The 14,446-nt window shown below is 52.3% G+C and carries 4 protein-coding genes, 1 tRNA gene and 2 CRISPR repeat arrays; of the genes, 1 reads left to right on the top strand and 4 read right to left on the bottom strand.

What is annotated here, in order from left to right; translation table 11 throughout:
• Positions 1 to 261: 261 nt before the first annotated feature.
• From AB8C10_RS09090 to AB8C10_RS09075, 4 genes are all read right to left on the bottom strand, one after another.
• Positions 262 to 334, bottom strand: a tRNA-Glu gene (locus AB8C10_RS09090).
• A 284-nt stretch (positions 335 to 618) separates the two neighbouring features.
• Positions 619 to 2,814, bottom strand: coding sequence for an LPXTG cell wall anchor domain-containing protein (locus AB8C10_RS09085; RefSeq protein ID WP_368867542.1), 2,196 nt, complete (start codon positions 2,812 to 2,814; stop codon positions 619 to 621).
• Between the two features lie 578 nt (positions 2,815 to 3,392).
• Positions 3,393 to 6,488, bottom strand: a complete 3,096-nt coding sequence (locus tag AB8C10_RS09080; RefSeq protein WP_368867541.1) for a DUF5074 domain-containing protein — start codon at positions 6,486 to 6,488, stop codon at positions 3,393 to 3,395.
• 515 nt (positions 6,489 to 7,003) lie between these two features.
• Positions 7,004 to 8,083, bottom strand: coding sequence for an S-layer homology domain-containing protein (locus AB8C10_RS09075; protein WP_368867540.1), 1,080 nt, complete (start codon positions 8,081 to 8,083; stop codon positions 7,004 to 7,006).
• Positions 8,084 to 8,571: 488 nt separating this feature from the next.
• Here AB8C10_RS09075 and AB8C10_RS09070 point away from each other — a divergent pair, with 488 nt between their 5' ends.
• Positions 8,572 to 9,324, top strand: coding sequence for a nicotinamide mononucleotide transporter (locus AB8C10_RS09070; protein ID WP_368867539.1), 753 nt, complete (start codon positions 8,572 to 8,574; stop codon positions 9,322 to 9,324).
• 634 nt (positions 9,325 to 9,958) lie between these two features.
• A CRISPR array of direct repeats spans positions 9,959 to 10,312; the repeat unit is 36 nt; unit sequence GTTGAGAATCTTTCATTATTCGCCTTGATATACTTA.
• A 93-nt stretch (positions 10,313 to 10,405) separates the two neighbouring features.
• Positions 10,406 to 14,350: direct repeats of the CRISPR family, unit length 36 nt; unit sequence GTTGAGAATCTTTCATTATTCGCCTTGATATACTTA.
• Between the last annotated feature and the right edge of the window lie 96 nt (positions 14,351 to 14,446).

Raw genomic sequence — 14,446 nt, 5'->3', positions numbered from 1 at the left:
AAGACAGACATAAACAAAAAAGCCTTGATTCCGAAGAATCAAGGCTTTTTCCTAGTGTGACCCCAACCGGATTTGTAACGGTGACGGAGGGGCATGATGCCGAGCGCGCGAGGGATTCCATCATGCCCCGGAGTGCCGCGACGTCAGGAGCGGCGCCGTGAGAGGCTCACGGTGGCACCGTAGAATCTAAAAAGTCTTCCGACAGCTACAGATATAAACAAAAAAGCCTTGATTCCGAAGAATCAAGGCTTTTTCCTAGTGTGACCCCAACCGGATTTGAACCGGTGTTGCCGCCGTGAGAGGGCGGAGTACTAGGCCGCTATACGATGGGGCCGTGAGATTTACATCTCTTTTACCAGGTCTCCCTGGCAACACATATAACTATACAGAGGTTCCCGGAAACAACCAAATCGAAAAGCGGTGAAATGAGTCACATATATTACACTGAGTGCAAGGCGCTCAGCATAGGCTCTTTTCCAGCTACACCAGACACTCCCCCGGTGGTTTCCAGCGCCCACGCCACTCGCGCCTCCACCCCATAAAACACCACGGTATCAAGGCACAAAAATGCGCCCCGCACAGCGTACGGGGCGCATCCGCTCAAACTAGAGCAAAAAACTATGCCTTACGGCGGCGAAGCACCATCACAGCGGCACCAGCAATCAGCGCGAACGCACCGACAGCTGCCAGGCTCAGAACGTTCTGAGCACCAGTCTTAGCCAGTGAGCCCTTGCTCTGAGGCGCAGACTTGGTAGCCGAAGCACTCACCTGAGCATCGGAGCTAGAGCCCTTAGGCTGGGACTCAGCCTTTACCGAAGAAGAGTTCTTCAGCGGCGCGGTCTTCGCGGTGGTTCCCAGCTGGTCGTTAGCTTCCTCAGCCTTCGGCTGCTCACCCTTAGACTGCTCAGCTGCCGGCTTCTTTTCTGCTACTGCAGCAGATGCGGAAGGCGATGCCGAGTCGTTGGTCGGGAATGCCGGCTCGTCAGCCTCATCGCGGTTATCTGCGTTGCCTGCATCCTTCGCGTCGTTGACGATCAGCGAAACAGCCGAATCGTAATTGCGGTTGGTAGCCACGTCAGAACCAGCGGTGACGGTACCGAGCATGTAGCCCTGGCTGTACTGCATGGTGTTCGCGGGAACACGCAGGGTCGCGTCGAAGGAGTACTTGCCGGTGCGTGCGTTGTAGACGAACGCGCTCGCCGGAACGATGGTGGATACCTTCTGAATGCTTGCCAGTTCGCTATCGGTCAGCTTGTCGAAACCCATCGACCATTCGCCTTCCTTGACGAGGAACAGGCGAACACCTTCAGCCGGGGGCTTCTCAAAGTCGTAACCGGACACGTGGAAGGTGTAGGGGCGGGTGATGTCGACGGTGCCCTCAGCGAAGTTCAGGGTGGGGTCAATCAGCACTGCGGTAGCCTGCTTCGGGTAGCCCTGGAAGGGAACCTTAGCGGGGTTAATGGTCGCGGTGGAAGTGAACTCACCCTCAGAAACCTCAGCGTGGAACTTCACGATGGAGTTCGGAACCAGCTTCTGCTGCGAGGAAGGAACAGCCTTACCGTTACGATCCACGGTCGCCTTGGAGGTGTAGGTGTCGGTCATGGAGCCGTCACCAGTCTTCGAGTTCAGCACGTAGGGTACCGCCGCGGTGGTGTTAGCGATGTCCTGCTTGTCCACTGCGATGACGGAGCCGTCCGCGGTGATGGTCAGGTCGTTAGCCTTGCCGCCGTTCATCTCAACCTCACCAATCACACGGTCGGTCTTAGCGTCGAAGATGGCGATCTTGCCGGTACCGAAGTCGGTCACGTACACCAGGTCGCGGTCCTCATCGTTCTCCATGGACAGCGCCTGGGTGCCGAACTTGACGAACTTCTTGAACGCGCCGGTGGTCAGGTCGTAGACGGAGATACCGGAGTTCACGCCGTCAACACCCTGCGAGGAGACGTAAATTTCGTTCTCAGAGTGGTCGATGGTGACGTCAGAGGGGCGGACCTCAACGGAGGAGTTCTCGCCGCGGGTCTGAATAACCTGCTCGGTCTTGAAGGTCTTGGTGTTGATGACGAAGACCTTGCCGCCGGTACGCTCGGGCACGTACAGCTTGTCGCCGTCAATGGTCATGTTCATGCCGACGTAGCGGGTACCGCCGTTGGGGGCGCCCTCCAGCTGCAGCTTAGTAACCTCAAAGGTCTTCATGTCGATAGCGGACACATAGTAGCGGCCGGTCACGAACACCTTGCCGGAGTTGTGATCCACCAGCACGGAGCGGGGGTGCTCAATCCAGTTCGGGTCGCTCTCGGCGATACCGTGGTTAGTCCAAATCTGTTCCATGGTGTTCTGGTCGAACACGGACAGGGAGTTGTCGGTGGTGTTAGTAACCCACACGGTGCCGGACACGTCATCAACAGTGATGCCGTACGCGGAAATGTAGCCGAATTCACCGTTCTTATCCAGCTCGAAGGGAAGCGCTGCTACTTCTTCAATCTGAAGAGTGTCTGCGTTGACACGAGCAATGGTGGAGGCGAGGTCGCCGTGTGCACCCACGCCGACCATCCAAATCTTGTTAGTCGCCTTGGAGTAGGCAACCTGGTACTGGCCGGGCAGACCCTGGGTAATCTGCGCGACGGACGCGGAGGTATCAACAACGCGGCTCAGCGATGCGGTGGAAGGAGCCGATGCGCTGGGAGTCGCGGTCTGGTTTGCGGTGTTCGGTGCTGCGAAGGAGGCAGGGATCATAGCTGCGCCAGAGATTGCGAGCGCAAGGGAGCCGACGGCGAGCCCCTTCAATGCTTTGCCCGAGGAGGGAGTGAGGTTCAATGTGTGTCCTTCAAATGTGTAACGGAAGTGCTCACATGCCGCATGCGAATGCTAACGAGACACCCGTGAATATGCGGTGACATATTCGACGGCACGAAAAGCAGAAATGCAGGTAACGCATAAATTTACCTACCTTCTAATCCTCAGTGTTTTCCCAGGAAAATACAAGCAGCGACGTGGGCGTGTTTTGTGTTTTTGTGAGTGATCCCCTAATTCGCCTTCAGTATCACGTGAAGGTTGAGGCGTTTCCCCGGTTTTTCCTTGCGCTTGCGGGCAAAAACCCAGGTCACGAGGGGTATTGTGATGCTTTTATATTTACACATTAATGTAAAAGTTTAGGCGAGGCGCGCCAGCGAGATTCACCACGGGTTAAACATTTTCTCGACATTCAAAACCTATATTTTTACAGGCAAGTGCACATATATAAATATGTCCTAAAACCACCCACCCAGCATTAGCCCAAGCGGGCACACAAAAGGCGGGTACCCCTCCCCCAGATTCGAAGAATCCGAAAGAGAAAATACCCGCCTTCTCACGCGTTATATCGAGCGATTACACCCGAAAACTAAACGCTACGCTTATGCCTTACGGCGGCGCATCACCAGAGCAGCACCCGCAATCAGAGCCACAGAAGCGAAAGCAACCAGCGGCATCACAGCGTTCGCACCGGTGTTCGCCAGAGCGCCACGCGAAGAGCCAGCCTGCGAGGAGCCTGCGTCGCTCTTAGCTACCGAGGAGCCACCGCCCAAATTATCGGAGCCACCTGCGGAGGAACCACCGTTCTTCACAGCCGAACCGGACTTATCAGCCTTCACAGCATCCGGAGCAGACTTGGAGTCCTGTGCACCGGTCTTAGCGTCAGACTTCTTATCCTCAGACTTAACGTCCTCAGACTTCTTATCTTCAGCCTTCTTGTCCTCTACCTTCGGGTCAGCAGGCTTCGGATCTGCAGGCTTCGGGTCAGCAGGCTTCGGATCTGCAGGCTTCGGGTCAGCAGGCTTCGGATCTGCAGGCTTCGATTCCTCAGCCTTCACACCGGTCACCGTCGGGTAACCAGCGAACTGCAGCGAAGTCGGGGTGATACCCACCGGAGCTGCGCTCGCGTCGGTGTCCTTCAGACCAACCTTGAACTTCAGAATCGAGTTAGCCTTCAGCTGCTGAACCGATGCGGGCACGTCGTTACCCTGGCGGTCCTTACCGGGCAGGGTGGTGTACTCGCTGGCGGTGGTGATCTCACCGGTGGTGCCGTTGAGCACGTAGGGCAGGGTGACCTTCTCGTCGCGGTCCTTCTTGTCGAGGACCAGCACGGAGCCGTCCTTGAGCAGGGTCACGTCGTTCGCGGCTGCGCCGTTCATCTCGACCTCGCCGATGACCTCGTCAGCGCGGCCGTCGAAGACAGCCACCTTGCCGGTGCCGAAGTCGGTCACGTACACCAGGTCGCGGTCCTCATCGTGCTCCAGGGCGAGCGCCTGGGTGCCGAACTTGACGAACTTCTTGAACTCGCCGGTGTTCAGGTCGTACACGGAAATACCGGAGTTGACGCCCTTCACGCCCTGAGAAGAAACGTAAATCTCATTCAGCGAGTGGTCCACAGCAACATCGGAGGGGCGAACCTCAACGTTGGAATCCTCACCCTGAGTCTGGATGGTCTTCTCAACCTTGAAGGTCTTGGTGTCCACGACGAAGAGCTTGCCGCCGGTGCGCTCGGGCACGTACAGCTTGCCGCCATCGAGGAACAGGTTCATGCTCACGTAGCGGGTGCCGCCGTCGGGTGCGCCCTCGAGCTGAATCTTCTCAACCTGCTTGGTCTTCAGGTCGATAGCAGAGACGAAGAAGCGGCCGGTCACAAACGCCTTGCCGGACTCGTGGTCAACCAGAACGGAACGGGGGTGCTCAATCCAGTTCGGGTCGTCTTCCTTCACGCCCTCGTTGGTCCAGATGAGCTTGAGGGTCTGCTGGTCGTACACTGCCACGGAGTTGTCGATGGTGTTGGTAACCCAGACGGTGCCGTCCACGTCATCAACGGTCACACCGTACGCGGAGGTGTAGCCGTACTGGCCCTTGTCGTTCTTCTTCACAGGCAGCTCGGCGAATGCCTCGGTCTGCAGGGTGTCTGCATCCACGCGTGCCAGGGAGGAGGCGAGGCCGCCTCGCGCACCCACGGTGGGTACGAACAGCTTGTGGTTCTTCTTGGAGTAGCCAACCTGGAACTGGCCGGGCAGACCCTGAATGATGTTCGCAACGCTACCGTTTGCGTCCACGGTGCGGTGTGCCTCAGTGGAGGGGGTGGTTGCGTTGTTGTCAGCTGCCTTGGTCTTGGTGGCGGTTGCCGGGTAGCCCTGGAACTCGCGGGTTTCGGGGGTGACCTGCTTGACCTCGGAGTTATCACCTGCGGTTGCGGTGACCTTGAACTTCAGGATGGAGTTCGCCTGAATCTCGGAGGTCTTGGCGGGAACCTCGTTGCCCTGCTTGTCCTTAGAAGGCTTGCTGGTGACCTGGCTGGAGGTGCTGACGGTGCCGGTGGTGCCGTCGAGGACGTAGGGCACGGTTGCGGTTGCGCCAGCCTGCTTGTCCACAGCGATTACGGAGCCGTTGGGCAGTACGACCAGGTCGTTTGCCTTGCCGCCGTTCATGGCGACCTCGGCAATCAGCTTGTCCGCTGCGCCGCCGTCAATCACGCCCACCTTGCCGGTGCCGAAGTCGGTCACGTACACCAGGTCGTTGGCCTCATCGTTATCGAGCGAGAGCGCCTGGGTGCCGAAGGGGATGAACTTCTTGAACTCGTAGGTGGTCGCATCGTACACGGATACACCGGAGTTCTCGCCCTTCACGCCCTGCGAAGAAACGTAAATTTCGTTCTGCGAGTGGTCAATAGCCACGTCGGAGGGGCGAACCTCGCCGTCCTTATCGCCCTTCACAGAGATGGTCTTCTCGACCTTGAAGGTCTTGGTGTCGATCACGAAGAGTTTGCCGCCGGTGCGTTCGGGCACGTACAGCTTACCGCCGTCCACCAGAATGTTCATGCTGATGTAGCGGGTACCGCCATCAGGTGCGCCCTCAAGCTGAATCTTCTCGACCTTCTTGGTCTTCAGATCGATAGCCGAGACAAAGAAGCGACCGGTCACGAAAGCCTTACCCGACTCGTGATCGACACGCACCTCGCGGGGGTGCTCAATCCAGTTCGGGTCGTCCTTGCTCAGACCCGCATTGGTCCACAGCTGCTTCATGGTCGCCTGATCGTACACGGCAACGGAGTTATCGCGGGTGCTGGTCACCCACACGGTACCTTCCTCGTCATCGACGGTGATACCGTACGCACCCTCGTAGGAGTAGCCCTTGTCGTTCTTGACGATGGGCAACTCGGCAACAGCCTCAATCTTCAGGGAGTTCGCGTCAATACGAGCAATAGTGGAAACGTGCTCGTCGCGGTCAGCGGTGCCCGCAACCCAAATCTTGTTGGTCTTCTTGGAATATGCGACCTGGAACTGGCCGGGCAGGCCCTGAGTGATCTTAGCCATCGCCTTATCGGTGATGGTGCGAGCGTCAGTGCTCTGGCTTGCCGCCGGGGTGGATTCTGCCGCGAACGATGCGGGGATGGTGGCAACACCTGAAATTGCCAGTGCCAGCGATCCAACGGCGAGGCCCTTGAATGCCTTGCTCGAAGCGAGGTTCATATGTATGTCCTTTTTCGTGGGTGGTGTGTGGAGGTGCGCCTCTCCCCTGCTTGAGGGGCGGTGAGGCGCCGCGTTTTTCTTGCTCTCTACTGTGGGTTTCGTGGGCCCACGAGCAAGGAAACTAGTCTTCACACAGTATTAAGTAAGGCAATCATTAATTTACCTTCTAGGTAATACTTACTTAGCGCACAGGATTTTGCAAGATTTCAGGTATATATGACGCAAAATTTCATATGACAGGCACAGCCTGTCACTAAAACTCCCCGAAGTGCGGCGATATAGCAGCACGGCAGGACTCGGCGCCCCGAACTAGCGCGCTAAAACGGCGCCCCAGCATAGTGCCCCGGCATAGCGCGCGCAGGGCGCGCCACAGGGAGCCACCCAAGGTGCTCCGCAGAGCGCCGTACAACGGGGCATAGCGAAACCCCCGCCTCCAGCAAAAGCCAGAAGACGGGGGTTTCATGCTACCCAGCGCGCAGCGCCGGGGGTAGCTAAATTTAGGAGCCGTACGAGATTTAGGAAACGTACGAGAAGTCAGTGAACAGCAGGTTCTGCAGCTTGTAGCGGCGAATGAAACGAGCCAGCTCCGCGCGAGTGGTCGGCGCGGTCGGCTTGAACTCACCCGAAGCATCGAGGACGATGTCGTTCGCGCCAGCCCACGCAACGTAACGGTGCAGGGTACCGGCACCGAGCACGTCGCGGAAACGAGAACCAGCAGCCTCGTTCATTTCGGTCAGCTGAACCTCCGCGTTGTACTGGAACAGCACAGCCGCCAGCTCCTCATGAGAAACCGGTGCGGTCGGGTCAATCTTGTCGCCACCGGTGAGCGGCTCAGTAATCTTGCGGTCACGAGCCCAGTGCAGGGCGTTCGCGGTCGGGCGGCCTGCCGCATCCGCGAAGGGTGCAACCTCAGAGTTTTCGCTCACGCCAGCGTGACCGGCAGCGTGGTTCAGCAGAGCAATAAGCTCCTCACGGGTCACAGGGCGGTCCGGCTCGAACGCGCCAGTCTGCGGGTTCGGCATCAGCCACTTCTTCTGGTTCGCCATGCGGATATCCTCAGCGAACGGGTGGTTATCCGGAACGTCCTCGAAAGAAGTCTTCAGGATCTTGGTCTCAGCCACGGGGATGCGCGCAGCAATCTGGTGGGTGATCTCCTGGCCCCACGGGTCGGAGCAAATATCCAGCTGCAGGGCGTGGTCGACACCCTCACCCTGCATCAGCTCGATGGGGAACTGGTCGCTACCGCTGAAGCTGTCAGCGTCACCGTCAAATTCGGGGGTAAGCGGCCAGGAGCGCAGAGTTTCGAAAGAGTCGTTACGAACGTAGCCGTGGCGTACGGTCAGAGTGGTGCCTTCGGTGAGGAATTCGCGCAGACCATGTGCAGTGTAGTTGACGGTCATACCGGTTTCGGTGATGGTGGCGCGCTGAATGACGAGGCGCGGGCCTTTAGTTTCCTCGGTTGCCGGGGCAATGTTGGTGGGTGCTTCGTCTGCCTGAGCGGCCTGTGCCTGCAGGGTCAGTGCGCCTGCAGCGGCGGCGGCGGAAGCACCCTTTACGAAGAATCGTCGTGAGAGTCGATGGTTAAGCAAGGGCATGATTGTCCTATTCAGTTCTTGTTTGAGTTGAGTGAGTTACGGGTGGCAGGACGCGCGGACAGCGGCGTAAACGGTGAGTGAGGCCGATACGTTGGGTTCCCTCCCCTGGCGTGCGTGAGTGAGACGCAGCGTGCGGGGTGCGGGTGTCTGTCGGGCGGATGCGCGGTGAGTGAGACCGGCATGATTCCTGGACCCAGTCATCTAGCCTACCTTAAGGTTTCCATTAAAGCGAAGATGATCCGGCGGTGATTTTACGCCCATTTTTGGTGTTCGGCGAGGTAGGGGCCACATCTGGCAAGGTTTGCCGGAAGTTGGTATGGGTTTTTGATGGGGTGACTTCGGGTTGTTGTACGCCGAGACGTTCCGGGATATGGAATATGTGGGATTCTGAGGTTTTATGTGCGACACGCCGCTTCGAGCCCTTTTCAAAGAGTTATAGTTATTGGTACCCTATCACTGTTTCTATATCCTCAACAAAGGAGTTACCCATGGAGGCCAAGGAATTCTCTGAGAAGGCCCTCCTCTTTTTCGCCAAGTCCAAGTACGCCGACCTCTTCGGCGTGGCACTGGTTATCACCATCGCAGTCGCATCAGGATACCTGAGCACCCGCCTCGACAAATACGTTGACTGGGGCCCGATCACGCCCTTCATCCCCCTCGGCGTGATCTCCGTGATTAACGTGGGTATTTCAATGATGTCTACCCGCCTGACTGGCCGCCTCTCAAACATCGGCAACGTGCTCGGCATTATCAACACGGCGCTGTCTGGCGCGATTGACTACATTCTGGGCAACAAGGCAGCGATTATCACCTACCCGGTGACGTTCATCGTGTACACCTTCGCGATTCGTAGGTGGCAGAACTCCGAACGCGGCAAGGCAATGGAACCACCGACCGGCGCTAAGGGTCAGCTGATTATTGGCGGTATTGTGGCCGGTTCGTTCGCGTTCTCTCTGGTCGCGAACTACATTGGCTACGGCGGCAAGACCTCGTTCCTGTTCTGGATCACGACCGTGGTGTTTGGTCTCTCCCTGTCAGCAAACATTCTGAACGCGCTCAAGCTCACGATGCAGTGGCAGTTTTGGCTCCTGTACAACGCCGTGCAGTGCATAAAGGCGCTGACCCAGGGCAACTTCGCGAACGTCGGCAAGTACATCTTCTACATCATCAACAGCGTGGCAGCGCTCCTGCTGTGGACCCGAAGCGGCACCGCAGCCAAGGGCACCATGGCGGTGGCGTAGGGGGTGGTTCCCTAGCGCACTAGCTACCGCATATCCGCTCAGCGATATGTAGACACTCAACGATACAGACAGGAGGGGCCCTCCGGTGATTCAACCGGAGGGCCCCTCCTTCTGTTCTTCATGGTTGCGTTTTATTAGATTAATCTAATGAATCGACAATTCTTTATATTGATAGATTTTTCAGATTTATTTATTGATTAAGGAGTTTATTGGCTACATATCAGATAATTCCCCTAAGTTTTATTCCCATGAAAATACCAGTTTCCAACTACTCCCCAAAAAGATAGGGGAACTAGAAAAGCTACATATATTCCTGCTATAATTGCAATGTGTCATGTGATAAGTTGTAGAATGTTGAGAATCTTTCAATCATATTTTTATTACTTAAATATTTCACTGCACACCCTTCGGGGTATTCGCGGGGTGGACTTTTTCTCATAGTCCACCCCGTTTCATTATCTAAAATAGAGTAAAATACGAATGTTTATTATTTTAGTGCATTGCTTTCACATAAAACGCCTTGATTCAATCCAGATACTCCCCCTCTTCTTTCATTCCTTCCCTGCTTGAAAGCATTTTATGACCAGCCTTGATATACTTACTACACCTGACTTACTGAGTGCATGAGGTGTGAGTTGAGAATCTTTCATTATTCGCCTTGATATACTTATGAGTGATCGCGGGGCGCGAAGGAGTGGTTGAGAATCTTTCATTATTCGCCTTGATATACTTAGAAGGCCTAGAAACAGACGCTCCAGATAGTTGAGAATCTTTCATTATTCGCCTTGATATACTTACTCCCTCCCCTCCTCCCTCGCTCCCTCGTTGAGAATCTTTCATTATTCGCCTTGATATACTTAGTTGTGCGTGTGGCAAGATTAAGGATAAGTTGAGAATCTTTCATTATTCGCCTTGATATACTTACACATCAAGCGTGATAGTGTCTCCAACGGTTGAGAATCTTTCATTATTCGCCTTGATATACTTAATAAGCGATCACGGGGCGTGAGGGAGTGGTTGAGAATCTTTCATTATTTGCCTTAGATATACTTATCAGACATCGAGCGACAGAACCCGGCGGAGTTGAGAATCTTTCATTATTCGCCTTGATATACTTACGCCATCACCGCACACCCCCGCAGCCTCGTTGAGAATCTTTCATTATTCGCCTTGATATACTTAACACCCGAGTGCATAACGCGCTGACTAGGTTGAGAATCTTTCATTATTCGCCTTGATATACTTAGTCTTGAGAGGTCTGAGTATCTACCCCAGCTGAGAATCTTTCATTATTCGCCTTGATATACTTAGGTAGTGGCAACTGGAGGCGACGATGACGTTGAGAATCTTTCATTATTCGCCTTGATATACTTAAGCATCTGCAGCGGCGTGAGGCTTGTTGGTTGAGAATCTTTCATTATTCGCTTTGATATACTTACTTGTCTGCCAGCGCCTCGATGGTGATTGTTGAGAATCTTTCATTATTCGCCTTGATATACTTAGATCCGCTGACCTTGACCAGTGAGAGAGGTTGAGAATCTTTCATTATTCGCCTTGATATACTTATCGGTGTTGAAGAAGGCCAGGATATTCGGTTGAGAATCTTTCATTATTCGCCTTGATATACTTAGTTCTCAGCATCATAATTCGTCTCCCATGTTGAGAATCTTTCATTATTCGCCTTGATATACTTAGGCACACTCGACGCCTACCTTGCCACCAGTTGAGAATCTTTCATTATTCGCCTTGATATACTTAAAAATGAATTTTTTCACGGGTTTTTTTGGTTGAGAATCTTTCATTATTCGCCTTGATATACTTATCCTCAAGAGCCTTAGAACGGAGCGAGCGTTGAGAATCTTTCATTATTCGCCTTGATATACTTAATCTTCCACACTGCTCAGCCGTCAAAAAGTTGAGAATCTTTCATTATTCGCCTTGATATACTTATGAGTTACCTGCCCATGGACAGGACTTCGTTGAGAATCTTTCATTATTCGCCTTGATATACTTAAAGCCGGAGACACCACCATGTTCTCCCGGTTGAGAATCTTTCATTATTCGCCTTGATATACTTATCTTCAATGGCATCTTGACCAAGAGATAGTTGAGAATCTTTCATTATTCGCCTTGATATACTTATCGGTCACCGGCTTACCGTCATCACCTTGTTGAGAATCTTTCATTATTCGCCTTGATATACTTATCCCGTGGTTGCTGGAAACACCGCGGGGGTTGAGAATCTTTCATTATTCGCCTTGATATACTTACAGCACACCCTGCCACACCGTCTACTTTGTTGAGAATCTTTCATTATTCGCCTTGATATACTTAGTACCGTGTCGAAGACTAGGCCGCCGGGGTTGAGAATCTTTCATTATTCGCCTTGATATACTTAATCGCGCCGCGAATCCTTAAGAAATTCTGTTGAGAATCTTTCATTATTCGCCTTGATATACTTACTGAGTACAGCCTCCCCGAAGAAACCCGGTTGAGAATCTTTCATTATTCGCCTTGATATACTTAAGGAACCAATGACTAACCTCCCGAACCCGTTGAGAATCTTTCATTATTCGCCTTGATATACTTAGCATGAGGTGTGACAAGCCGATAACGACGTTGAGAATCTTTCATTATTCGCCTTGATATACTTACTGACTAGGGGTTTGGCGCTAAATGACGGTTGAGAATCTTTCATTATTCGCCTTGATATACTTACCGACCCGGAGCGTATGGTACGCCGCTTGTTGAGAATCTTTCATTATTCGCCTTGATATACTTACAGGCATACGACCGTACCAGCGAGAAGTAGTTGAGAATCTTTCATTATTCGCCTTGATATACTTACAGGCTCAACCTCGACGCGATCACGGCGGTTGAGAATCTTTCATTATTCGCCTTGATATACTTAGAACGGGCCCGGCGGCTTACTTCCGCGGGTTGAGAATCTTTCATTATTCGCCTTGATATACTTAGCAGGCTTCGACATGGTGTTTACTCCGCGTTGAGAATCTTTCATTATTCGCCTTGATATACTTAAGGCACCCCGTGCGTAAGTGTTAAGGCAGTTGAGAATCTTTCATTATTCGCCTTGATATACTTACCGGGTGCGTGGAAGACGGACGCAGAACGTTGAGAATCTTTCATTATTCGCCTTGATATACTTAAAAAAATGTTCTCTAAAGTGCATTAATTTGTTGAGAATCTTTCATTATTCGCCTTGATATACTTAACACGCTCCACCACAAACCGAAAAATCCGTTGAGAATCTTTCATTATTCGCCTTGATATACTTAGGGGGATGGTTACTTCGATGAGGAGTTTGTTGAGAATCTTTCATTATTCGCCTTGATATACTTAACCAGCACCTACAACCCTTTGAAGCATGGTTGAGAATCTTTCATTATTCGCCTTGATATACTTACGTTGGGTCTTGACGAGACGGATTCACGGTTGAGAATCTTTCATTATTCGCCTTGATATACTTACCGGCTTCCTTGATGACCGCATCAGCCGGTTGAGAATCTTTCATTATTCGCCTTGATATACTTAAGACAGTAAGGGACGCGCTCGCTGAGTGGTTGAGAATCTTTCATTATTCGCCTTGATATACTTACAAATCTTGTAGTGCCCTGCACCGGATTGTTGAGAATCTTTCATTATTCGCCTTGATATACTTAGGTGCCTGAAGACCCTGCAGATTTTGAGGTTGAGAATCTTTCATTATTCGCCTTGATATACTTATCCGCGGCGGGCACCAGATCCCACCACCGTTGAGAATCTTTCATTATTCGCCTTGATATACTTAGACGGAAACGGACGCGGCGGCGGGTACAGTTGAGAATCTTTCATTATTCGCCTTGATATACTTAGTGGGATACGTCCGGTAAGGCACCGAATAGTTGAGAATCTTTCATTATTCGCCTTGATATACTTACCAGGGGATGAGATGACGATGACGACATGTTGAGAATCTTTCATTATTCGCCTTGATATACTTAAAACATTCGCACCATCAGTTGTGTGGTCGTTGAGAATCTTTCATTATTCGCCTTGATATACTTATCACCACGGACGGCGACAGAATCACGGGGTTGAGAATCTTTCATTATTCGCCTTGATATACTTAATGGGCATGCCCGCCAGTGAAGGCATTGGTTGAGAATCTTTCATTATTCGCCTTGATATACTTATTCCGTGGAGATTTGAAGCGCTCACTGGAGTTGAGAATCTTTCATTATTCGCCTTGATATACTTAGATGAACCCGACTGGCGGCTACTCGAGAGTTGAGAATCTTTCATTATTCGCCTTGATATACTTATTTGTCGAGTGCGCGAGTCACAGCCGCGGTTGAGAATCTTTCATTATTCGCCTTGATATACTTAGGTGCGTGTGAAAGCCGAACGCAGAATAGTTGAGAATCTTTCATTATTCGCCTTGATATACTTAGAGTCCGGTGACTGGCGTCTGGACTCCAGTTGAGAATCTTTCATTATTCGCCTTGATATACTTAACACCCCCTGCTTCCCTGCAATGGCGGGGTTGAGAATCTTTCATTATTCGCCTTGATATACTTACCGCGTGTGCGGGAATGAGCCCATGTCTGTTGAGAATCTTTCATTATTCGCCTTGATATACTTACCCCTGCAAAATGTACCTACCCCCCCCTGTTGAGAATCTTTCATTATTCGCCTTGATATACTTAAAGCCCGTGATGCCCTGAATCAGGGCAAGTTGAGAATCTTTCATTATTCGCCTTGATATACTTATTGACCTGGGAAGAGGGCGACGCAGGAGGTTGAGAATCTTTCATTATTCGCCTTGATATACTTATTCGCTACAAAACCCCCCACCTTTCGCTGTTGAGAATCTTTCATTATTCGCCTTGATATACTTACCGCTGGTGAGGGTCTGGCGCTAGTGGAGTTGAGAATCTTTCATTATTCGCCTTGATATACTTAGGCCCTGTGGCTGGCCTGTGGTTCCGCGGTTGAGAATCTTTCATTATTCGCCTTGATATACTTAAGTAATCGAGCGTTTCCCCTAGTCAGGGGCATAAATGGGGCAGTTTTTCGCAAGAAAAACTGCCCCACACCTGCATCAGATACCCTCTCTAGACGA

Origin of the sequence: Rothia mucilaginosa (assembly GCF_964210535.1) — a bacterium.
In the GTDB taxonomy this organism is placed as follows: domain Bacteria; phylum Actinomycetota; class Actinomycetes; order Actinomycetales; family Micrococcaceae; genus Rothia; species Rothia mucilaginosa_F.
Note: the sequence above shows the minus strand (reverse complement) of the source record. Positions and strands in the feature narration are given on the sequence as shown.